Source organism: Comamonas fluminis, from assembly GCF_019186805.1.
GTDB classification, from domain to species: Bacteria; Pseudomonadota; Gammaproteobacteria; order Burkholderiales; family Burkholderiaceae_C; genus Comamonas; species Comamonas fluminis.
Genome location: NZ_CP066783.1, coordinates 2051177 through 2071430, shown reverse-complemented (window position 1 = coordinate 2071430; position 20254 = coordinate 2051177). Strand labels below are relative to the sequence as shown.

Below are 20254 nucleotides of genomic sequence, written 5' to 3'. Positions count from 1 at the left end.
TTCATGCCTATTTTTGGGCCAATGCACGGGCGAAGGAACTTTTGCCACCTTCACTGTTCCTACAATAGCAACGCAGCGCTACACACATCACAACACCAGCTGCCGGGGGCCGCGCCCTGTTCTTTTACGGACAGTTTCAGCGCAAGCTCTTGAAATTTCTCCTCTTAGCTCCAAATACCATAGCAAGCAAGCCTTTTTGGACATGCGTCCCAAGGCATGCTGGCAGTCTGCATTCCCTCAATGCAGGCGGCCTCTATGACAACCATGATTGGAAAAACAACTGTGAAGACTTCGTACCGTGCTGCCGCCTCCGTGATCGCCATTGCCATCGCATCGCTGACCGTGCCTTCGCTGGCTCAGGCCAAGCGCATGGGCAGCAGCAAGTCCGTGCGTCCTGCCAGCATCGGCAGCAAAGCTCCCGCCCAGCCTGCGCCCGTGGCTCCCGCCGCCGCAGCGCCCAAGGCAGCAGCTCCTGCAACTCCAGCACCTGCTGCGGCACCCGCAGCTGCTGCCCCTGCCGCAGCCCCCGCTGCCGCAGCCACTCCCGCTCGTGGCTCCGGCATGATGGGCACCATGGCTGGTGCCGCTGTGGGCGCCGTAGCCGGTTCCATGGCTAGCAATGCGATTGCTGGCGCCATGGGTGGCGACAAGGAAGCTGAAGCCAAGAAGGCCAAGGAAGAAGAGGCCAAGAAGGCTGAAGCCGAAGCTGCAGCCCTGCAAAAGAAGCTGGACGAAGCCAAGGCCAAGGCTGAAGCTGCCCGCGCAGCCGTCAAGTAAGCTGCACCGCATCTGCTGCACGCAGAAACGCCAAGGGCCGCTGATGCGGCCCTTTTTCATGTGCTGACGCTTATTCCTGCGCCCGTGGCGGCAAACCCGCTGCACGGCGCAGTGGCTCCAGCAACCCGCTCAGGCCGTTGTGATCCAGTTCTTGCATCAGCGCCAGCAACTGGCCCACCTCCCCTTTGGGAAAGCCTTCGCGCGCAAACCAGTTCAGGTAATTGCCGGGCAGATCGGCAATCAATCGGCCCTTGTATTTGCCGTATGGCATCTGCACGCGGATGAGGCGTTCGAGCATTTCAGGATTCATGGCCTTGGATTTTGTATAAAAAACGACGCTCTTATAACCAAATAAGAAAAATGTCCTGCAGATTTTGCTGCAGCGCACTAGACTATGCACCTTACTGAGGCCTGCACGCAGTTCAGGCCAAGGGAATTTATTGCAACCTGCTGAAGAAAGTCAGAACCAATGTTGAAGAAAGCTCTCTCCGCGATCGCGATTGCCACTCTGGCCCTGTCGGCTCAAGCCGAAGTGCTGAAGGTGGGTGCGACTGCTGTGCCCCACGCTGAAATCCTCAACCACATCAAGCCCGCGCTGAAGGCCCAGGGCATTGATCTGGAAATCAAGGAATTCAGCGACTACGTGCAGCCCAACGCCGCCGTGGAAGACAAGCAGCTGGATGCCAACTTCTTCCAGCACCAGCCTTACCTGGACAGCTACAACAAGGACCGCAAGACTTCGCTGGTGGCTGTGCCCAACGGCAAGGTGCATGTGGAGCCCTTTGGCGCCTACTCCAGCAAGATCAAGAACATCAAGGATCTGAAGAACGGCGCTACCGTGGCCATTCCCAACGACCCCTCGAACGGCGGCCGTGCCCTGATTCTGCTGGCCAAGCATGGCCTGATCGAGCTCAAGGACCCCAAGAGCCTGACACCTACAGCCCTGGACGTGGTGAAGAACCCCAAGAAGCTGAAGTTCAAGGAACTGGAAGCTCCTCTGCTGCCCCGCGCACTGGCTGACGTCGATCTGGCGCTGATCAACACCAACTACGCCATCGAAGCCAAGCTCAACCCCACCAAGGATGCGCTGTTCATCGAAGGTGCGGATTCGCCTTACACCAACATCGTGGCCGCCCGCAAGGATCGCGCCAACGGTGCTGACATTGCCAAGCTGATGGGCGCGCTGCACTCTGCAGACACCAAGAAGTTCATCCAGGAAAAGTACAAGGGTGCTGTGGTTCCCGCATTCTGATGCCGGACCGCTGAGGTGCTGATGCACCTCGCCCTCCCCAAAAAAGCGCTGCAACTGCAGCGCTTTTTGCTTTCAATTTGATAGCCGATTGCGCTTTATCTATAAAGGCTCTCAGCAATTTCCATTCAATATGAAGGCGCGGCTACCGAGTGCAGCAGCAGCGGCGCATCACCATCGGCTTTCACACTCTCCAGATGCACGCCAAAACCCCACAGGCGCGCCACATGCTTGAGCACCTCCTGCGCATCACCGGCCAGCGGGCGGCCCTGGTACTGGGTGTGGCGCAGCGTCAGGCAGCGGTCTCCGCGCAGGTTCACATTCCAGACCTGAATATTGGGCTCTCGCGTACCCAGGTCGTACTGCTGTGACAACAGCTGGCGCAGGCTTCGGTAACCCTCCTCGTTATGGATGGCACTGACCAGCATCTCCCGCTCGGCGGTGTCGTCATGCAGGGCAAACAAGCGCATCTCGCGCATCAGGTGCGGGCTCAGGTACTGGCCCACAAAGCTCTCATCCTTGTAATTGCGCATGGCGTGATGCAGCGCCGGAAGCCACGGCGTGCCTGCCAAGTCAGGAAACCACTGCCGGTCTTCCCCGGTCGGGCTCTCGCAGATACGGCGAATATCGCGGTACATGGCAAAACCCAGCGCATAGGGGTTGATGCCGCTAAATGCCGGGTGACCAGCGGGTGGCTGGTAAATCACATTGGTGTGCGAAGAAAGCCACTCCATCATCACGCCGTCGGTAAGCCAACCCTCGTCATACAGGGTGTTGAGCAAGGTGTAGTGCCAGAAGGTGGCCCAGCCCTCGTTCATCACCTGGGTCTGGCGCTGTGGATAGAAGTACTGGGCAATCTTGCGCACGATGCGCACCAGCTCCCGCTGCCAGGGCTCCAGCAAAGGGGCATTTTTCTCGATGAAGTAGAGAATGTTTTCCTCAGGTTCCCTGGGGAAACGCTCGCTGCCGGGGGCAATGCTTTCCTTGTCCTTGCGGGCGGGCAGCGTGCTCCACAGCACATTCACCTGCTGCTGCACATAGGCCTCGCGCTCCTCGCGTTCTGCGCGCTCGCGGGCCAGCGTCTTGTGTGAGGGGCGGCAGTAGCGGTCTACCCCAAAGTTGGCCAGCGCGTGGCAGGAATCCAGCAACTGCTCCACCGTGTCCACGCCATAGCGCTCTTCGCACTGCGCCACATAGTCACGGGCATAGACCAGATAGTCGATGATGCTGCCCGCATCGGACCACATGCGAAACAGGTAGTTGTTCTTGAAAAAGCTGTTGTGCCCGTAGGCCGCATGGGCAATCACCAGCGCCTGCATGGCCGTGCTGTTTTCTTCCATCAGATAGCTGATGCAGGGGTTGGCATTGATGACGATCTCGTAGGCCAGCCCCATATGACCACGGCGGTAGCGGCGCTCGGTGGCCAAAAACTCCTTGCCATAGCTCCAGTGCCGGTAATTGACGGGCATGCCCACGCTGGCATAGGCGTCCATCATCTGCTCGGCGGTGATGATCTCCAGCTGGTTAGGATAAGTGTCCAGCCCGTAGCGCTGCGCCGTGGCAGCAATGGCCGCGTGGTACTGCTCGATCAGCTCAAAGGTCCAGTCGCTGGGGGCAGGCAAGGGGCTGGCGGGCCGCTGCCCGGCCTGCAGCGGCGCCTGGGGCACTTCACGCAGACGCTCGCCCTGCGGCCCGTGATTCCAGGCCTTTCGGGTGCTGGTGACATCCAGAACCGGATAGAGATTGAGGTTCATATCGTCACCCCATCTTTCTTGAACAGATCACGGAAGACCGGGTAGATCTCGTTGGCCTGCGAAACCTTGCGCATGGCGAAATGCGCGCACTGCTCCTGAACGCGGCAGTACTCTTCCCACAGGCTTTGCTCCTCCAGCACCACCTGCAGATAGGCGTAGTAGCGCACCATGGGCAGTATTTTTTCGGTCAGCAAGCTGCCGCATTTGCCGCCGTCGTCACTGAAGTTGTCACCATCACTGGCCTGCGCCACATACACATTCCAGTCGCCAGCGGGGTAGCGTGCGCGAATGACCTGATCGAGCAGCACCAGCGCGCTGCTGACCACCGTGCCACCGCTTTCGGTGGAGTGAAAAAACTCCTGCTCGCTGACCTCGGCCGCCTGCGTGTGATGCCGGATGAAGACGATCTCGATCTTGTCGTAGTGCCGAGTCAGAAACAGATACAGCAAGATAAAAAAGCGCTTGGCCAGCTCTTTGCGTTCCTGATCCATGGAGCCAGAAACATCCATCACGCAAAACATCACGGCCTGGCTGCTGGGCACCGGGAATTTGCTGCGGTTGCGAAAGCGCAAATCCAGCGGTTCCAGAAACGGCACGCGCTTTATGCGCTGCTGCAAGGCGTCAATGCGGCTTTGCAGCTCGGCTACCGCTTCGTCTGTGCAATCCCCCTGCTCCAGCAGCGCTTGCAGCTGCGCTTCCAGCACCTGCAGTTCGCGGTGCGGGGCCTTGGTCAGCGCGATGCGCCGGCCCAGTGCCCCGCGCATGGTGCGCACCACGGCCAGGTTGTTGGGCGTTCCATCGTGGCTGAAACCTGCGCGACGGGTCTTGTACTGCAAGGTGTCACCAATATGGGTGCGCAGCAGGCGCGGCAGGGCCAGGTCTTCAAAGAAAAGCTCCATGAACTCTTCCTTGGTCAGCGTGAAGGTGAAGTCGTCCTGCCCCTCGCCACTGTCGCTGGCCTGTGACCCTCCGCCGCCTGCCCCACCCTGTGGCCGTGCAATGCGGTCGCCCTGCACATATTCACGATTGCCGGGCAGCACCATATCGCGTATGCCGCCCTGCCCATGGTGAAACACCGGCTCCTGAATGTCCTTTTTCGGAATCGTGATGGTTTCCGCCTGGTCAATATGGCGGATGTCTCTGCCAGAGACGGCCTTGCGCACGGCTTCGGCAATCTGAGCCTTGTAACGCCGCACAAAACGCTCGCGGTTACCTACCGATTTGTTCTTGCCTGCGAGCCTGCGGTCGATGATATGCAGTGTCATCTGTGCTCCCATCTTCAGGGGCTGTTGTCACGCCTGTCAGGCCAGTGGCCACATCATTGCCGCCACTGGCGCTGCTGTCAGCTGCTCTTGCGCACCCGCAAATACCATTCGCACAGCAAACGCACCTGTTTGGAGGTGTAGCCCTTGGCTTCCATGCGGGTGACGAAGTCTGCATGCTTGCGCGCATCCTCGGCACTGGCCTTGGCGTTGAAGCTGATGACGGGCAGCAGCTCCTCGGTGTTGGAGAACATTTTTTTCTCGATCACCACGCGCAGCTTTTCGTAGCTGGTCCAGCTGGGGTTCTTGCCCTGGTTATTGGCCCGCGCCCGCAGCACGAAGTTGACGATTTCGTTGCGGAAATCCTTGGGGTTGGCAATGCCTGCGGGCTTTTCCACCTTTTCCAGCTCCGCATTCAGCGCGTTGCGGTCAAACACCTCGCCCGTGTCGGTGTCGCGGTATTCGCTGTCCTGAATCCAGTAATCGGCATAGGTCACGTAGCGGTCAAAAATGTTCTGGCCGTACTCGCTATAGCTTTCCAGATAGGCGGTCTGGATTTCCTTGCCGATGAACTCGGCATAGCGCTGCGACAGATATTCCTTGATGAAACCCACGTACTTGGTTTCCAGCTCGGCAGGGAATTGCTCGCGCTCAATCTGGCGCTCCAGCACGTACATCAGGTGCACAGGGTTGGCCGCTACCTCGGTGCTGTCGTAGTTGAACACCTTGGACAGAATCTTGAAGGCAAAGCGGGTAGAAATACCTTCCATGCCTTCGTCCACGCCCGCATAGTCGCGGTACTCCTGATAGCTCTTGGCACGCGGGTCGGTGTCCTTGAGGCTTTCACCGTCATAGACCTGCATCTTGCTGAAGATGCTGGAATTTTCAGGCTCCTTCAGCCGCGTCAGCACCGAGAACTGCGCCATCATTTTCAGCGTGCCAGGCGCGCAGACGGCCTGCGCCAGCGACGACTCCCGAATCAGTTTTTCGTAAATCCGCACCTCTTCGCTTACGCGCAGGCAGTAAGGCACTTTGACGATGTAGATGCGGTCCAGAAACGCTTCGTTGTTTTTGTTGTTGCGAAACGCCTTCCACTCACTCTCGTTGCTGTGCGCCAGCACCAGACCATCGAAAGGAATCGCGCCAAAGCCTTCCGTGCCCTTGTAGTTGCCTTCCTGCGTGGCGGTCAGCAAGGGGTGCAGCACCTTGATGGGGGCCTTGAACATTTCCACAAATTCCAGCAAGCCCTGATTAGCCAGGCACAGGCCACCCGAGTAACTGTAGGCGTCGGTGTCATCCTGGGCAAAATTTTCCAGCTTGCGGATATCGACCTTGCCCACCAGGCTGGAGATGTCCTGGTTGTTCTCGTCGCCCGGCTCGGTCTTGGCAATGCCGATCTGCTTGAGGATGCTGGGGTAGCGCTTGACAACGCGGAACTGGCGAATATCGCCGCCAAACTCCTCCAGCCGCTTCACGGCCCAGGGCGACAGAATGTGATTGAGACTGCGGCGCGGAATGCCGAATTCTTCTTCCAACACCGGGCCGTCTTCGATAGGGTCAAACAGCCCCAGCGGCGACTCGTTCACGGGCGAGCCCTTGAGCGCGTAGAACGGTGCTTTCTGCATCAGATATTTCAGGCGCTCGGCAATCGACGATTTTCCGCCGCCCACCGGACCCAGCAGATAGAGAATCTGCTTGCGCTCTTCCAGCCCCTGCGCAGCGTGGCGAAAGAAACTCACCACCTGCTCGATGGCGTCTTCCATGCCATAGAACTCGGAGAAAGCAGGGTAGCGACGGATGACCTTGTTGGCAAACAACCGGGACAGTTGCGGGTCGTTGCGTGTATCGACCATTTCCGGCTCGCCAATGATGCTCAGCATGCGCTGGGCTGCACTGGCGTAAGCCATGGGGTCTCGCTGGCAGAGCGTCAGATATTCATCCAGCGACATTTCCTCTTCGCGCAGACGAACATAACGGGCGGCAGAGTTGCTGAGAACATCCATAAGACCTCCCATGGCGGCACCCAAAGCCAGGGGCAAAAAGTGCCGCAAAGTTGCAAGGCATTCATTACCGTGTGTGGTCGTTGTAGCACCTTGCTATCGATTTGAACAGCAAGAGATTCCTACAGATTTGCGCACTTCATAGCCTGCAAAAACACAGTCGCTGATGGTTTTATTTCGCGCAGAAACAGGTGGGGTGATGCATGAACTTTTGACGCAAAAACTCAAGCGCTGCGGCAGCCATTGCGCCGCCCCACTTAATGATTTTGAAGAGCAAATACTTGCTGATATGCCGATGTATTGCAGCCCTTTGCAAGCACATCAGCAGGTGTTGAGCATGCGGCTTTCAGCTCCTGAAAAAAGAGCTTTCAGCGCTGGCTTCAAGGGTTTTTCACTAGAGAAAAGTCTGCAAACCCTTACAGCAACAGCGCTAGCAGCCCCTGTTTCGATAGCAGCTCACTTCAGCTGGAAGCCGCTGGCGACGCATCAGGCTCAGCCGCCTTGCTGCCTGGGCGTGTGAATGCGCTGCCCATGGCTGCGGCCATGATGCAGGCGATGGCAGCCCACTGCGTCAGCGTCAGATGCTCACTCAGCAGCAACATGCCCATCAGCGCGGCAATGGCAGGTTCGGTCGCCAGTGCAATGCCAAAGGTCGCGGGCGGCAGGCGGCGCAGCGCCAGCATTTCCAGCGAATACGGCAGCGCGCTGGAGATCGCCGCCACCATCAGTCCGAACAGCAAGATGGATGGTGTGAGCAGCTTGGCCCCCGCTTCGGCCACGCCAAAAGGAACCACCACCAGCGCCGCGCACAGCAGCCCCAGCGACACCGCCTGCCCGCTGGGAATGTGGTTGAGCCTGCGCCCCAGCACGATGTAAGACGCCCAGCAAATAGCTGCCCCCAGCGCGCAGGCAATGCCCACCGGCGAAAGATGCAGGGCCTGTGCCTGATTACCAATGGGCAAGATGAGTGCCAGCCCCAGCACGGCCAGCGCCAGCCAGACAAAATCCACCGCGCGGCGTGAGTAATAGATGGCGACTGCCAGCGGGCCTGAAAATTCGATGGCCACGGCCAGCCCGAATGGAATGTCGCGCAGCGCCATATAGAACATCAGGTTCATGCCGCCCAGCGCGCCGCCAAAAATCAGCAGCGACAGCGCCTGCTGCCGGTTTAAGGCCCAGCGCCAGGGCCGCCAGATGCACACCAGAATCAGGGCTGCAAAACCCACGCGCAAGGCCGATGTGCCCTGCGCGCCCACCAGCGGAAAAAGCTGCTTGGCCAGCGACGTACCTACACCCAGCGCCGTGACCGAGCCCAACACGGCCAGCACGGGCCACCAATGATTCCAGCTGTTTTTAGACATAGGCGCATAAGATATTGCATGACACCCGCTGAATTCGCTCATTTTCCGGGCTGAATCTGCAAGTTTCGCTCTCTTCGTATTTTTTCCATGCCCGCTGCCGACCTCGACCTCTTTGACCGCGCCATTCTGGCCCTGCTTCAGCAGGACAATCTCATGCCCCAGCGCCTGATTGCCGAGCAGGTCAATCTTTCCGCCCCCGCAGTGCAGCGGCGTATCAAGCGCCTGCAGGAAACCGGGGTCATCGCGGGCAATGTGGCAGTGCTGGACCCGGTGCGCGCAGGCCGTTCACTGACTGCCGTGATCAATGTGCACCTGATCAACGACAGGCCCGACCTGTCCCGGGGCTTTCGCGCACGCATTGCCGCCGAGGCCTCTGTGCAGCAATGCTTTTTTGTGACTGGAGAGACGGACTACATCCTGGTTGTGACGGCCGCCGATATGGATGATTACCAGGCGATTTGCCAGCGCCTGTTTGAAGGCGATGAAAACATTCGCCGCTACAGCACCTCCATCGCGCTGGAGCGCATCAAAACCGGATTACAGATTCCAGTGACGGAAAAGTTGCAACCGTCATGATGCTTGCGCGCGACGGGGGACGCTGGTTTTCAGAAACACAAAATGCAACAATAGCTTCATAAATGACGCACGGAGTTGCACATGGCTGGAACTGTCACCCCCGATATGGCTTCGCTGCTGGTAGAGCGCACGCTGGAGAAATACGCCAAGGACTACTTCCCTCGTCTGGGCCAGGTCAGCCTTGCGTTTCGCGGTGATCGTGCCGAAAAATACCACTACGACAAAATCCGTCCGCTGAGCAGCGCCCGCAGCCAGGGCAAGGATATGGTGGTGATCGAAGGTGTAAGCCAGAAGACGGGAGCAACCTCGCTCTACCGCATAGAGTGCAACAGCTGGAATCTGATCGAAGTGCTGGAGCTGCTCGAAGAAATCAGCCCCGCCCGCGTGGGCTGAGCGCAAAACGGCAGGCCCGCCGCGCCTCAATCCATTTGAGTCAGGCCGCTGGCCACCCACCAGGCCAGTGTCAGCATCATCACGCCTGTCAGGCCATCCATCACACGCCAGGCCTTGGGGTTGGCAAAAATGCCTTTCATGCGCTGGCCCGCAAAAGCCAGCAGCACAAACCAGCTCAGACTTGCGCAGGCCGCACCCATGACGTAGCTCCAGCGGCTTACGCCCTGCTGCTGCGCGCCGATGGAGCCCATCAGCAGCACGGTATCCAGATAGACATGCGGGTTCAGCAGGGTAATCGCTGCCAGCGCGGCCATCACACTCATCAGGCTGCGGGGCGCCAGCACACGTTTTTCTGCGTGCATGGCCGCATCCGGCGCCAGCCACATGCGGCGCAGTGCAAACAGGCCATACGCTAATAAAAAGATAGCACCACCCAGCGTCAGGTAGTAGGCCAGCCCCGGATAGCGGGCCATCATCTGCGACATGCCCGCCACGCCCACAGCCACCAAAATCGCATCGCTGAGCACACACCAAGTCACGCAGGCGCGCACATGCTCGCCCTGAACAGCCTGTCGCAGCACATACAGATTCTGAGCACCAATCGAGACGATGAGGGAGATGCAGACCGTAAAGCCGGCCAGCCATGCAGAGGAGAATTCAGAGGAAAGCATGGCGCGATTGTGCTGCGCAGCATTTGTTAAGTAAAATTACATTTACTCAATCAAATTAAGAATTTCTAATGCTTGACTACGCAGGACTGGAAGCGCTGGCCGCCGTGGTGCGCGAGGGCAGTTTTGAACGTGCAGCGCACAAGCTGCATGTCACGCCCTCGGCGGTATCGCAGCGCATCAAGCAGCTGGAGGAGCGCGTGGGCCAGGTGCTGGTGCTGCGCGGCCAGCCCTGCACGGGCACCGATGCGGGGCGGCGCCTGTGCCTGCATGTGGAGCAGGTTGCACTGCTGGAAAACGATTTGCGCCGCAAGAACCCCGAGCTGATTCCCGAAGGCCAGAGCGCCCTGCCCTCGCTGAAGCTGGCGGTCAATGCCGATTCGCTCTCCACCTGGTTCATGGATGCCATGGCGGCCTTCACGCAGGACAGCAATGAGCTGCTGGATATCAGCATTGACGATCAGGACCACACGGCGCAGCGCCTCAAGCAAGGCGAAGTCATGGCTGCTGTCACGGCCACGGGCTCGGCCATCACCGGCTGCAACACCTGGCCGCTGGGCGGCATGCGCTATGTGGCCGTGGCATCACCTGCGTTTGTGGAGCGGCATTTCTCGCAGGGGCTGACGCCGCAGGCCATCGCCCGGTCCCCCATGATGTGCTACGGGCGCAAGGACAGCCTGCAGGACCAGTGGCTGCAAAGCCTGGGGGTGGATGGCAGGCGCAATGCGGCGCGCCACTTTCTGCCCTCCAACCAGGGCTACACCCGCGCGCTGGAGCTGGGCATGGGCTGGGGCATGCACCCCGTGCAGATGATTGAGACAGAGTTGCAGCGCAGCAGTCTGGTAGTGCTGCTGCCCGAGCAAAGCCTCTACACCCCCTTGTACTGGTGCCACACGCGCAGTGCGCAGGCCAGCCTGCAGCGGCTGACGGACTGCGTGCTGCATGCCGCAGCGGCCTGGCTGGAGCAGGATGCGAGCTGAAGATTCACGCAGGCAGCTTCATTTTTGATAGCTGGCTGCGCATATCCATCTTTGGCCTCAGGCCGATTCCATCCAAAAATCTGCAGACACCGTGCACAGCCCGCTCTCAAAACAAGCGTCGCTTTAGCTGTCCCGCTCCACATCACGCACCGCAGCCTTGGCGCGGGTGAGCATGTGGAAGTCCAGAATGCGGGTGGCCATGACGGTTTCCCAGAGGAAGCAGCACAGCGCCGAGACAAAGGCCACCACACCCAGCAAAAAGCTGAACACGGCATAGCCGTGACCGCTGACGCCGTAGGCCTGCCCCACAAACAGCAGCACGATGGTCAGCCCGATGCACATGCCGCACAGCGTGAGCAGGCCAATGGCCACATTGGCCAGACGCCCGCGCTCGCGCAGAAAGTGCAGCTCTTTCAGATAGCGGGCAACCAGATCATGGTCCTCCAGCGTGCGCAGGCTTTCTTCCAGCTTGCGTGCGCGGTCGATGATGCGCGCCAGCCGCCCCGCTACCGAGCCAATCATCCCGGCAACTGCTGTCAAAAAGAAAACGGGGGCCACCGCCAGCTGAATGCTGTGGGTGACGGTCTGGGCGTCAATGGACCAGATGCTCATGGTGTCCTCAAGTCGGCTCATCAGTAAATGCTTGCTGCCGCTATTTTCATCGCTAAATGTCAGGGTTGTTTTGACATTGGCAACAATAAATCGCAACAAACCAGCCAGCCCGAAGATCAACCGCTTGATCTGGCGCAGATGGGCAAGCCCGCCAGCTTGATGCAGCACAAAGGCCTCTGGCCGGTTCGCCGCCATAGTTGCCCCAACGCTCAATGCATTCATCAAGGAGGGCCGCATGAAGCTGATGATCGACCTGTTTTCCACCGACTATGGACTGATGAGCTTGGCCGTGATTGTCCTGGTCATCGTGATGGCGGTTTTCTTTACCCGCTTGTTCATGGGCAAGATGAAGAATGTGGCCAGCGAGCCGCTGCAGAAGTCCTGAATTCATAGCTGAAAGCGCCTGCTGCTATTAGGCTACAGCACTAATGAATTGTTGAAATCAAAAAAAGGGCCAGACATATGTCTGGCCCTTTTTTGCATGCAAAGCCGCAGCGGCTCAATAGTGGGGCGGCAATTCGTCGCGCAGATTGCGCGGGGCGCCAGAGCCGCCATCGGGCGTCTGGCGCTTGAGTTCCCGCAGCTCGTTGATGAGCACATCCATCTGCTCCTGCTGGCGATAGATGGTCATGTTCAACTGCTCCAGCAAATCCTCGGTGTAGCTGGCCTTGATCTCCAGCTCCATGATGCGCTCCTGCAATGCGTGCAGGTCTTCGCGGGTATCGCCCATGCCTTCACTCATGCTTTAAGTGCCTTGGCCAGACGTGCAATGCCTTCGCGGATCTTGTCTTCATCGGCCGTGGCAAACGACAGGCGGAAGGTGGCGTTATCCGGGTTCTGGGCATAAAACGGTGCGCCGGGCACAAAGGCCACGCCCTCTTCGATGGCCTTCTTGGCCAGCGCTCCAGCATCGGCCAGCTGACCGCGGGCACCCGTCAGGCGCACCCACATGAACAGGCCACCCGCAGGCTGCACAAACTCCACGGCATCGCCAAGCTGCTCGCGCAGTGCATCGCCCATGGCCTTGGCACGCTTGGCATAGACCTCGCGCACATGGGCCAGGGTCTTGGGCATGACGCCAGACTTCAGGTACTGCGCAGCCGTGGCCTGAGCGAAGGTGCTGGTGTGGGCATCGCTGAACTGCTTGCACATCACGGCGCGGGCCAGCAGCTCTGGCTGGGCAATCAGCCAGCCAATGCGCAGGCCGGGGCTGAGCACCTTGGACAGCGATCCGCAATGCGCCAGCCATTCACGGCTGCCGGGTACTTCACGGCTGAGCGACAGCAGGCTGGCAGGCGGCGCGGCGTCAAAGTACAGATCGCCATAGGGGTCGTCTTCCACCACCAGCGTCTGGTACTTCACGGCCAGCTCCAGCACTTTTTTGCGGCGCTCCAGACTCAGCATTGCACCGCTGGGGTTGCCGAAGGTGGGAATCAGATAGACCAGCTTGGGCTTGTGTTCGGCAATCAGCTTTTCCAGCTCATCGGTCTTGACGCCGTGCTCGTCCACCGGGGCGGAGATCACTTCGGCGCCGTACAAGCGAAAGCACTGAATGGTGGCCAGAAAAGTGGGGCCTTCAACGATGACCTTGTCACCCTCACCCACCATGGTCTTGCCCAGCAGGTCCAGCGCCTGCTGGCTGCCGGTGGTGACGATGAGCTGCTCGGGCGCCACATCGGGCACGCCCTTGGTGGCCATGAAGGCAGACAGTTGCTCGCGCAGGGGCTGGTAGCCCTCGGTCGCGCCGTACTGCAATGCTGCACCGGCTTCTTGCTCCAGAGCCTTGGCCGAGGCGGCACTGATGCCCGCCACGTCAAACATGGCGCTGTCCGGAAAGCCTCCCGCAAAACTGATGATGCCGGGCTTGCCCAGCAGTTTGAACAGTTCACGAATCGCAGAGGTCTCTACGTTGTTGAGTCGATTGGCAAATTGCATACGTTTTTTTTGGTTAAGGCGCGACAGAAAACACAAAGCCGCAGCTGCGGCAGACGTCTATTGTGGCTCTCACAAGGCCTCATAGGGAAGTAGTCATGTTTTTGTAGGACGAATTCCACCTGTCAAGTAATCAAACTCCTACCAACATTTCAAAGTTGATAGTAAATGTTAATTACGTGTAACTTCGTGTCACAAACTTTGAATTGGACAGCCTCCCCCTCCTGAAAAGAACATACGTCTACCGATGCACAGACAGCTGCGTCGCTGGATTTTTTAATTTACTTTTTTGAGGGATGGAGGATTTATGCGCACTACTCGTTTCACCAGCAAGACACTGTCTGCAGCCATGACTGGCTCTACATCTTTTGGCCTGCGCAGCCTGTGCGCCGTGGCTCTGGTTACCAGCCTGGCGGCCTGCGGCTCCAGCGGTTCGCTGCGCAGTGACCTGGGCCCGACCGGCACTGGCGGCAGCGACGTTGTTGCGGGCGGCGGCTCCGGCACAGGTTCCGGTGGCGGCTCGGGGGGCACCATCGTTGGCGGCGGCAGCGGCAATGGCACGGATGGCAGCACCACCGGAAACACCGGCGGCAGCGGCGGCTCCGGTAGCACGGGTGGCAGCGGCTCTGGCGGCGGTACCGTCGTGGGCGGTGGCGGCACCAATGGCACAGACGGCAGCACAACAGGCAACACCAACGGCGGTAACAATGGCGGCAACAACGGAAACAGCGGCACCGGCGGTGGCGATACCGTCGTCGGCGGCGGTGGCAACAGCGGCAATAACGGCAACAGTGGCAACACGGGCGGCGGCACCACCACAACGACTACAGGCCCTCTGACACCTGTCGCTGAGACCCTGACCCGCACGGCAGACACCGTCGGCGGCCTGACGGCTGTGACAGGCGACGCCAACACCATCGTCACCAATGTGCTGACAACAGCGACCGCCAACACCGCGCTGTCGGGTATTGCACAGCCTGCCAGCGGCATTCTGGGCAACACCAACAGCGCTATCAACAACCTGGCGGGCGGCGTCTATGCCGGCCTGGGCCAGATTGGTACCAACCCCACACCCATTACCACCACCGTGCAAAGCGTGGCGCCCACCGTGGGCTACCTGGGTGGCGCAGTCACCTCTGTGGGCAGCACCGTCGGCGCACTGGACAAGCCTGAACTGGGCGTAGTGGGCGATGTCGCCGGTCTGGCCGGTGGCCTGGTTGGCGGCGTGGGTCAGACGGTTCAAGGTCTGGAAGGCACCGTCGGTCAGGTGGTTGGCAGCCCTCTGGTATCCGGCCTGACCACGACTGTGGACAAGGTCGCAACTCCCGTGCTGACGGGTGTTGTGGGCACTGTGCAAGGGGTTACGCAGGCTACGGGCCTGGGCCAGCCTGTGAACAATATTCTGGCCACCGTGGGCGGCGTGGTGACCAATGTGGGTAACGCACTGGCCAACACCGGCACACCCATCGTATCGCCACTGGGCGGTGTGGTGGGCAGCGTAGGTAACACGGTGGCAGCCGTGGGCGGCGTGGTGAACAACCCTGCCACGGGCACCGCCAGCAGCGGCCTGCTGGGCGGCGTGCTCAGCGGCAGCGCCCTCAGCGGCGTTACCGGTGGCAGCACTGGCGGCGCAACAACCGGCGCTCTGGGTGGTGTCACCGGACTGGTTGGCGGCACCCTTGGCACAGTCACTGGTGCTCTCGGCGGCGTCACCGGCGGCGTTACTGGCGGTACAACCACCGGCGGCGCTGCAGGTGGTCTGGGTGGCGTGACAAGTCTGGTTGGCGGCACTGTCGGCACCGTTACCGGCGCCCTTGGTGGCGTTACCGGCGGCCTGACTGGCGCAACCACAGCCGGTGGCGCCGCAAGCGGTCTGGGCGGTGTGACCAGCCTGGTCGGTGGCACGGTGGGCACCGTGACCGGCGCTCTGGGTGGCGTCACGGGTGGTGTGACTAGCGCTGCAACAGGTAGCACCACAGGTGCTGCAGCATCGCCGGTCTCTGGTGTCACCGGTCTGGTGGGCGGCACTGTCGGTGCGGTAACCAGCCTCGTGGGCGGCACACTGGGCGGCGTCACCTCCGTTGCAAGCGGCACAACAACAACCACCACAGCCACTGCTGGCGCAACCACCTCCACGTCCACTGCCACAGGCGGATTGCTGGGTGGCCTGCTGGGCGGCGTGACCGGTGTTCTGAGCCCACGCAAGTAAGTTAACGCCTGCTGGCACAACGCCAATGCTGCAACTCAGCGGTTGCAGCATTCCCCCCAACCCGCCCCGTGCGGGTTTTTTTACGACAGACCCGAATACCCAAAACTAGGTAGTCAGACAACAATAGTGCAGCCGGAATGAGAGGCCGGAATGAGAAAACAAGATCAAGTCAATGAGGGACATGCATTCATGCATAAGAAGAAAAAAATGCCGATCGCCAGAACGGCCTGTGCCGTAGCGCTGCTTATGGGCAGCGCTGCCGTCTGGCCGCAGGCGGGCAACCCACTCAACACTCTTCCCGCCACCTCTGACGCCAACAAGCGCCCCCAGGTGCCGGTGCAGATTGAAAAGCCCCAGACCGGCCCGCAGGACGTGGCCAGCGTGCAAGTCGCCGTGCGCGGCGTGAATGTGCAGGGCAGCACGGCCATCAATTTTGAAGAAGTCAGCGCCCTGTTCACGCCGTTTATCAACGGCACCCACACCGTGGGTGAGCTGGCAGCCGCCGCGCAGAAGGTCAGCACGCTCTATCAGCAGCATGGCTACGCCCTGTCGTTTGCTTATCTGCCCGCGCAGTCCTTTGCCAATGGGGTGGTACAGGTCAATGTGGTGGAAGGCTATGTCGCCAGCCTGACGATGGAGGGCAACTTTGGCCGGTCCGAAGACAGCATTCGCGAGCTGGCTCAGCCCCTGCTCAATGAAAGACCGCTGACGACCAAGACCTTTCAGCATCAGACGCAGCTGATGGCGCGTCTGCCCGGCGTGCAGATAGCGGCTTCGGCCAGCCTTCCCACCACCACCGACGGCGCCGTGCCTCTGGTCATCAAATCCAAGCACAAACCCATTGCCGTCAACCTGGGCGGCGAGATGCGCAAGCCCACGCCGCGCCTGATTGGTACGGTCACGCTCAACGACCCTCTATGGGAAGGCAGCCAGTTGCAGGCGGCGGCCATGCTGCAAAACCCGGACAAGGAGCGCTACGCCCTGATCGGCATGACCCAGCAGTTGACACCAGAAGGCACACAGGCACGGGTGAGCTATTCGGACTATCGCAGCTTCAACCCACCCGCCACAAGCACACCCGGCATTGACGACCTCACGCGCCAGCGCAAGGTGGACCTCAATGTCAGCCACCCCTGGATTCTGAGCAGCAGCACCCAGCTGAGCACCACCGCAGGCCTGTACGCCATCAACTACAGCCGCGAGTTGGCGAATAGCACCGCCTCTCTGCTGCGCGAGGAAAAAGTACGCACTCTGTATGCGCAGATGGCCTGGTCCTCTTTTGCGCCCACCTCCACCCGCTCAGCTTCGGTCTTGCTGGCGCACGGACTTGATGGCCTTGGTGCCTATAAAAACACCGACCTCTATGAGCAAGGGCAGCTGACCACTTACGACAACCCGGCCAAGCTGAACTTCACCCGCATCACGGCGGATTACAGCCAGCGCCACCGCTTTGCGAACAAAGTAGGAGCGGCTTTCGCCGTGGGTGGTCAGTACAGCCCCGACATCCTGCCGACTCCTGAGCGCATCTCCTTTGGCTCCAACCGCTTTGGGCGCGGCTATCAGGCCGGTGAGTTTGCGGGCGACTCGGGGCTGGGCGCCAGCGCTGAAGTCAACTACCAGTTCCCGGTCAACCAGCCCTGGATTAAATCGGCCGAGCCCTATCTGCTGTATGAATGGGCCCGCACGCATCAGCAAAACAGTGCGGTTGCCAGCCACACACTCAAATCCGCCAGCCTGGGCCTGCGCGTCTCGGACAGTCGCTACTACGCGCTGGATGTGGCCATGAGCAAGCCTCTGGGCGACCGCTCAACCAACAACCCCGACCGCAAGCTGCGCTACAGCCTGATGCTGAGCTACAACCTGGACCCATAAGCACCGTCTCCCGCCAAAACAAAGCCGCTGAACATCACAGCGGCTTTGTTTTTGTGCCCGCCCTCGCCAGCAAGTCACGCCACAATAGCGGCATGAAAAAAAGCGATATCGAGCCTTTTTTTGCCACACTCAAGGCCGCCAACCCCACACCCCAGACCGAGCTGGAATACACCACCGTCTTTGAACTGCTCACAGCCGTGCTGCTGTCAGCCCAGGCCACCGACGTGGGCGTAAACAAGGCCACGCGCAAGCTGTTTCCCGTTGCCAACACGCCGCAGGCCATTCTGGACCTGGGGTTGGAAGGGCTTGAGAGCTATATCAAGACCATTGGCCTGTACCGCAGCAAGGCCAAGCACCTGATGGAAACCTGCCGCATGCTGGTTGAATTGCATGGCAGCAAGGTGCCCGACAACCGCGAAGCGCTGGAAGCCCTGCCCGGCGTGGGCCGCAAGACGGCCAATGTGGTGCTGAACGTGGCTTTCGGCCAGCCCACCATGGCGGTGGACACACATATCTTCCGCGTAGGCAACCGCACCGGCCTTGCCCCCGGCAAGAACCCGCTGGAAGTGGAAAAGCAGTTGCTCAAGCGCGTACCCGCCGAATATGCCGTGGACTCGCACCACTGGCTGATTCTGCTGGGCCGCTACGTCTGCCAGGCGCGCAAGCCCCACTGCTGGGAATGCGTGGCTTCGCAGTACTGCGACTTCTCTCCCAAAACACCGGCTCCAGCCAGCAGCAAAAAGGCATAAAAATAGCTTGCAGCGCCCATCTGCAAAGCGCTGCAATCTATCATTTTTACAAATCAGCTTTTGGTGCTGACGCCCGCCGACTCAAAGCTCGCCATCTCGTTGAGCATGGTGCAGGCCGATTGCAGCAGCGGCCAGGCCAGCGCCGCGCCAGATCCCTCACCCAAACGCAGCTGCCAGTCCAACAGCGGCTGAGCCTGCAGATGCGCCAGCATGCGCTGGTGACCGGGCTCTCCCGAGCGGTGGGCATACACACAGCGCTGCAGCACATGGGGCTGCAGCAGGCTGGCCACCAGCACGGCGGCCGTGGTGATAAAACCATCCACCACAATCACGCGGCGCTCTGCTGCGGCCTGCAGCACCGCGCCCGTCATGGTGGCAATTTCCAGCCCGCCCATGGCAGCCAGCACGGCCAGAGGATTTTTCAGCTCTGCGTGCAGGGCCAGCACCCGGGTCAGCACGCCAATCTTGCGGGCCAGCCCTTCGGCGTTCAGCCCTGTTCCCACGCCGGTGACCGCTTCAATGGGTTCGCCACACAGATGCGCCAGCAGCAAAGAAGCGCTGGAGGTGTTGCCAATGCCCATCTCGCCCAGCAGCAGGGCATTGCCCGGCAGCTTCTTGACCAGCTCAGCCCCATTGCGCAGTGCATGGGCACATTGCTCAGGCGTCATGGCTGCGCCTTCGCTGCAGTCTGCCGTGCCATAGGCCACTTTTCTGCGCCACAGGCGCGGCTCACTGGCTGCAGGCAGCTTGTGCTCTGGGTCTTGCTCGCGCACCGCAAAGTCTCGGGCCACGCCGCAATCGACCACATTCAGCGCAATACCATGCTGGCGTGACAGCACGCTCACCGCAGCGCCACCGGCCAGAAAGTTCTCCACCATCTGCCAGGTCACATCGACCGGATAGGCAGACACGCCCTTGGCGGCCAGGCCGTGGTCTGCCGCAAACACCACCATCTGCGGTGCCTCAAGCCGGGGGGAGTCCGTACCCAGAATGCAGGCAATGCGCAGCGCCTGCTGCTCCAGCACGCCCAGCGAGCCTACGGGCTTGGTCTTGAAGTCCAGCTTGTGCTGCACGCGTGCCTGCAAATCGGCATCGTGAATATCCGCGACCTGCGGGCAGGCCCAGAGAGTGGACAAAGTGGAATCGAAAAATTCGGAGGAAATGACAGAGCTCATGCACGCAGTCTTTCCCGGTGCATCAGATCCAGACACCAGCCGCCACCGGGAAGCAGCCAGCACCTTTTTGTGCCCCAAGTATCGCGCTTTGGAGATCGTCTCAAGCTGGGCAGGCATGAAAAAAGGCCCCGAAGGGCCTGGTGGTGCAATGCACCGGATTTATCGGCTCACAGGCACCTGAATGGTGCCTTCGCGCAGAATGCCGCCATCCTGCACCGAGCCAGAGGCCGCGCCGCTCTTGACGCGGCCCACACAGGCCTGGCGGTCAATGTCGGTCTTGAACACTTCGCAGCGGGCAAATGCATTGCGCTCGTACTGATTCGCGCCCTGGCCGTTATCCAGACGGCCACGCTGTGCCTCTGCACGGGCAGCGGCTGCTTCGCGCGAGGCAGGCTTGCCCTCGTGATGGCGATGATGGTGCTTGTGACCACCGTGCTTCTTCACAGCTGCAGCTGCGGGCTTGGCAGCATCCTGAGCCGCCTCAGGAGCGGCGGGCGCCTGCGCGCTGGCAAAGCCTGCAGCCGTCAGAACGGCAGCACCAACTGCCAGTTGCAAGGTACGCATTGCGGAATGAACCATGTGAAACTCCGTTCCCGGTAAGTGAATGACTGTGCAAGCTTGCACCCAAACCATATTCAGCCTTATCGGTACAGCCCACAAGCCCATGCAAGGCGAGGCCTACAGC

General features: G+C 60.3%; 21 protein-coding genes. 10 read left to right on the top strand and 11 right to left on the bottom strand.

Going from position 1 to position 20254, the window contains the following annotated elements; genetic code table 11:
- Positions 1-255 precede the first annotated feature (255 nt).
- The gene (locus JDW18_RS09905) at positions 256-777 is read left to right on the top strand and encodes an ABC transporter substrate-binding protein (RefSeq protein ID WP_218243443.1); all 522 of its coding nucleotides are present in this window, start codon (positions 256-258) and stop codon (positions 775-777) included.
- A gap of 70 nt (positions 778-847) precedes the next feature.
- Here JDW18_RS09905 and JDW18_RS09900 read toward each other — a convergent pair whose 3' ends face one another.
- On the bottom strand, positions 848-1087 hold the full coding sequence (locus tag JDW18_RS09900; RefSeq protein WP_218243442.1) for a DUF3820 family protein: 240 nt from the start codon (positions 1085-1087) through the stop codon (positions 848-850).
- Positions 1088-1246: 159 nt separating this feature from the next.
- Between JDW18_RS09900 and JDW18_RS09895 the strand changes: the two genes are divergently transcribed.
- Entirely contained in the window at positions 1247-2029 is a 783-nt protein-coding gene (locus JDW18_RS09895; protein ID WP_218243441.1) for a MetQ/NlpA family ABC transporter substrate-binding protein, read from the top strand.
- Positions 2030-2154: 125 nt separating this feature from the next.
- Here JDW18_RS09895 and JDW18_RS09890 read toward each other — a convergent pair whose 3' ends face one another.
- From JDW18_RS09890 to JDW18_RS09880, 3 genes are all read right to left on the bottom strand, one after another.
- Positions 2155-3780 (bottom strand): SpoVR family protein, encoded by a 1626-nt coding sequence (locus JDW18_RS09890; protein WP_218243440.1) that lies wholly within the window; start codon positions 3778-3780, stop codon positions 2155-2157.
- Positions 3777-5045 carry a YeaH/YhbH family protein gene (locus JDW18_RS09885; RefSeq protein WP_218243439.1) on the bottom strand — a complete coding sequence of 423 codons (1269 nt, stop codon included), beginning with the start codon at positions 5043-5045 and terminating at the stop codon, positions 3777-3779. Before JDW18_RS09885 ends, JDW18_RS09890 begins: the two co-directional genes overlap by 4 nt.
- A gap of 77 nt (positions 5046-5122) precedes the next feature.
- Entirely contained in the window at positions 5123-7045 is a 1923-nt protein-coding gene (locus JDW18_RS09880) for a PrkA family serine protein kinase (protein WP_218243438.1), read from the bottom strand.
- Between the two features lie 163 nt (positions 7046-7208).
- Here JDW18_RS09880 and JDW18_RS09875 point away from each other — a divergent pair, with 163 nt between their 5' ends.
- Entirely contained in the window at positions 7209-7562 is a 354-nt protein-coding gene (locus tag JDW18_RS09875; RefSeq protein WP_218243437.1) for a hypothetical protein, read from the top strand.
- Here JDW18_RS09875 and JDW18_RS09870 read toward each other — a convergent pair.
- The gene (locus JDW18_RS09870; RefSeq protein ID WP_218243436.1) at positions 7504-8403 is read right to left on the bottom strand and encodes an EamA family transporter; all 900 of its coding nucleotides are present in this window, start codon (positions 8401-8403) and stop codon (positions 7504-7506) included. The two genes, JDW18_RS09875 and JDW18_RS09870, sit on opposite strands and share 59 nt — an antisense overlap.
- Before the next feature lie 87 nt (positions 8404-8490).
- Between JDW18_RS09870 and JDW18_RS09865 the strand changes: the two genes are divergently transcribed.
- Positions 8491-8979 (top strand): Lrp/AsnC family transcriptional regulator, encoded by a 489-nt coding sequence (locus JDW18_RS09865; protein ID WP_218243435.1) that lies wholly within the window; start codon positions 8491-8493, stop codon positions 8977-8979.
- A gap of 81 nt (positions 8980-9060) precedes the next feature.
- Complete coding sequence (locus tag JDW18_RS09860; RefSeq protein WP_218243434.1) at positions 9061-9372, top strand: hypothetical protein; 312 nt, start codon at positions 9061-9063, stop codon at positions 9370-9372.
- 26 nt (positions 9373-9398) lie between these two features.
- Here JDW18_RS09860 and JDW18_RS09855 read toward each other — a convergent pair whose 3' ends face one another.
- Entirely contained in the window at positions 9399-10043 is a 645-nt protein-coding gene (locus tag JDW18_RS09855; protein WP_218243433.1) for a LysE/ArgO family amino acid transporter, read from the bottom strand.
- Positions 10044-10111: 68 nt separating this feature from the next.
- Between JDW18_RS09855 and JDW18_RS09850 the strand changes: the two genes are divergently transcribed.
- Positions 10112-11020 carry an HTH-type transcriptional regulator ArgP gene (locus tag JDW18_RS09850; RefSeq protein ID WP_218243432.1) on the top strand — a complete coding sequence of 303 codons (909 nt, stop codon included), beginning with the start codon at positions 10112-10114 and terminating at the stop codon, positions 11018-11020.
- A 123-nt stretch (positions 11021-11143) separates the two neighbouring features.
- Here JDW18_RS09850 and JDW18_RS09845 read toward each other — a convergent pair whose 3' ends face one another.
- Positions 11144-11632, bottom strand: coding sequence for a DUF2721 domain-containing protein (locus tag JDW18_RS09845; RefSeq protein WP_218243848.1), 489 nt, complete (start codon positions 11630-11632; stop codon positions 11144-11146).
- Between the two features lie 235 nt (positions 11633-11867).
- On the opposite strand from JDW18_RS09845, the gene JDW18_RS09840 reads away from it, so the two are divergent.
- On the top strand, positions 11868-12017 hold the full coding sequence (locus JDW18_RS09840; protein WP_218243431.1) for a DUF3149 domain-containing protein: 150 nt from the start codon (positions 11868-11870) through the stop codon (positions 12015-12017).
- Between the two features lie 114 nt (positions 12018-12131).
- Here JDW18_RS09840 and JDW18_RS09835 read toward each other — a convergent pair whose 3' ends face one another.
- Positions 12132-12374 (bottom strand): SlyX family protein, encoded by a 243-nt coding sequence (locus tag JDW18_RS09835; RefSeq protein WP_425514788.1) that lies wholly within the window; start codon positions 12372-12374, stop codon positions 12132-12134.
- Positions 12371-13567 carry an aminotransferase-like domain-containing protein gene (locus tag JDW18_RS09830; RefSeq protein ID WP_218243430.1) on the bottom strand — a complete coding sequence of 399 codons (1197 nt, stop codon included), beginning with the start codon at positions 13565-13567 and terminating at the stop codon, positions 12371-12373. The genes JDW18_RS09835 and JDW18_RS09830 overlap by 4 nt, the downstream gene beginning before the upstream one ends.
- A 304-nt stretch (positions 13568-13871) precedes the next feature.
- On the opposite strand from JDW18_RS09830, the gene JDW18_RS09825 reads away from it, so the two are divergent.
- From JDW18_RS09825 to nth, 3 genes are all read left to right on the top strand, one after another.
- Positions 13872-15773 (top strand): collagen-like triple helix repeat-containing protein, encoded by a 1902-nt coding sequence (locus JDW18_RS09825; protein WP_218243429.1) that lies wholly within the window; start codon positions 13872-13874, stop codon positions 15771-15773.
- 207 nt (positions 15774-15980) lie between these two features.
- Positions 15981-17645, top strand: a complete 1665-nt coding sequence (locus tag JDW18_RS09820; protein WP_246610421.1) for a ShlB/FhaC/HecB family hemolysin secretion/activation protein — start codon at positions 15981-15983, stop codon at positions 17643-17645.
- Positions 17646-17737: 92 nt separating this feature from the next.
- Positions 17738-18394, top strand: coding sequence for an endonuclease III (nth, locus tag JDW18_RS09815; protein ID WP_218243427.1), 657 nt, complete (start codon positions 17738-17740; stop codon positions 18392-18394).
- 53 nt (positions 18395-18447) lie between these two features.
- On the opposite strand, the gene cobT is transcribed toward nth, so the two are convergent.
- Positions 18448-19569 (bottom strand): nicotinate-nucleotide--dimethylbenzimidazole phosphoribosyltransferase, encoded by a 1122-nt coding sequence (cobT, locus tag JDW18_RS09810; RefSeq protein ID WP_218243426.1) that lies wholly within the window; start codon positions 19567-19569, stop codon positions 18448-18450.
- A 159-nt stretch (positions 19570-19728) separates the two neighbouring features.
- Positions 19729-20148 carry a hypothetical protein gene (locus JDW18_RS09805; protein WP_218243425.1) on the bottom strand — a complete coding sequence of 140 codons (420 nt, stop codon included), beginning with the start codon at positions 20146-20148 and terminating at the stop codon, positions 19729-19731.
- Positions 20149-20254: the final 106 nt, after the last annotated feature.

What these genes read in the sequence shown, in the direction of transcription:
- JDW18_RS09905 (WP_218243443.1), top strand. Translation starts at nt 256, where the DNA reads ATGACAACCATGATTGGAAAAACAACTGTGAAGACTTCGTACCGTGCT.
- JDW18_RS09900 (WP_218243442.1), bottom strand. Translation starts at nt 1,087, where the DNA reads ATGAATCCTGAAATGCTCGAACGCCTCATCCGCGTGCAGATGCCATAC.
- JDW18_RS09895 (WP_218243441.1), top strand. Translation starts at nt 1,247, where the DNA reads ATGTTGAAGAAAGCTCTCTCCGCGATCGCGATTGCCACTCTGGCCCTG.
- JDW18_RS09890 (WP_218243440.1), bottom strand. Translation starts at nt 3,780, where the DNA reads ATGAACCTCAATCTCTATCCGGTTCTGGATGTCACCAGCACCCGAAAG.
- JDW18_RS09885 (WP_218243439.1), bottom strand. Translation starts at nt 5,045, where the DNA reads ATGACACTGCATATCATCGACCGCAGGCTCGCAGGCAAGAACAAATCG.
- JDW18_RS09880 (WP_218243438.1), bottom strand. Translation starts at nt 7,045, where the DNA reads ATGGATGTTCTCAGCAACTCTGCCGCCCGTTATGTTCGTCTGCGCGAA.
- JDW18_RS09875 (WP_218243437.1), top strand. Translation starts at nt 7,209, where the DNA reads ATGGTTTTATTTCGCGCAGAAACAGGTGGGGTGATGCATGAACTTTTG.
- JDW18_RS09870 (WP_218243436.1), bottom strand. Translation starts at nt 8,403, where the DNA reads ATGTCTAAAAACAGCTGGAATCATTGGTGGCCCGTGCTGGCCGTGTTG.
- JDW18_RS09865 (WP_218243435.1), top strand. Translation starts at nt 8,491, where the DNA reads ATGCCCGCTGCCGACCTCGACCTCTTTGACCGCGCCATTCTGGCCCTG.
- JDW18_RS09860 (WP_218243434.1), top strand. Translation starts at nt 9,061, where the DNA reads ATGGCTGGAACTGTCACCCCCGATATGGCTTCGCTGCTGGTAGAGCGC.
- JDW18_RS09855 (WP_218243433.1), bottom strand. Translation starts at nt 10,043, where the DNA reads ATGCTTTCCTCTGAATTCTCCTCTGCATGGCTGGCCGGCTTTACGGTC.
- JDW18_RS09850 (WP_218243432.1), top strand. Translation starts at nt 10,112, where the DNA reads ATGCTTGACTACGCAGGACTGGAAGCGCTGGCCGCCGTGGTGCGCGAG.
- JDW18_RS09845 (WP_218243848.1), bottom strand. Translation starts at nt 11,632, where the DNA reads ATGAGCATCTGGTCCATTGACGCCCAGACCGTCACCCACAGCATTCAG.
- JDW18_RS09840 (WP_218243431.1), top strand. Translation starts at nt 11,868, where the DNA reads ATGAAGCTGATGATCGACCTGTTTTCCACCGACTATGGACTGATGAGC.
- JDW18_RS09835 (WP_425514788.1), bottom strand. Translation starts at nt 12,374, where the DNA reads ATGAGTGAAGGCATGGGCGATACCCGCGAAGACCTGCACGCATTGCAG.
- JDW18_RS09830 (WP_218243430.1), bottom strand. Translation starts at nt 13,567, where the DNA reads ATGCAATTTGCCAATCGACTCAACAACGTAGAGACCTCTGCGATTCGT.
- JDW18_RS09825 (WP_218243429.1), top strand. Translation starts at nt 13,872, where the DNA reads ATGCGCACTACTCGTTTCACCAGCAAGACACTGTCTGCAGCCATGACT.
- JDW18_RS09820 (WP_246610421.1), top strand. Translation starts at nt 15,981, where the DNA reads ATGCCGATCGCCAGAACGGCCTGTGCCGTAGCGCTGCTTATGGGCAGC.
- nth (WP_218243427.1), top strand. Translation starts at nt 17,738, where the DNA reads ATGAAAAAAAGCGATATCGAGCCTTTTTTTGCCACACTCAAGGCCGCC.
- cobT (WP_218243426.1), bottom strand. Translation starts at nt 19,569, where the DNA reads ATGAGCTCTGTCATTTCCTCCGAATTTTTCGATTCCACTTTGTCCACT.
- JDW18_RS09805 (WP_218243425.1), bottom strand. Translation starts at nt 20,148, where the DNA reads ATGGTTCATTCCGCAATGCGTACCTTGCAACTGGCAGTTGGTGCTGCC.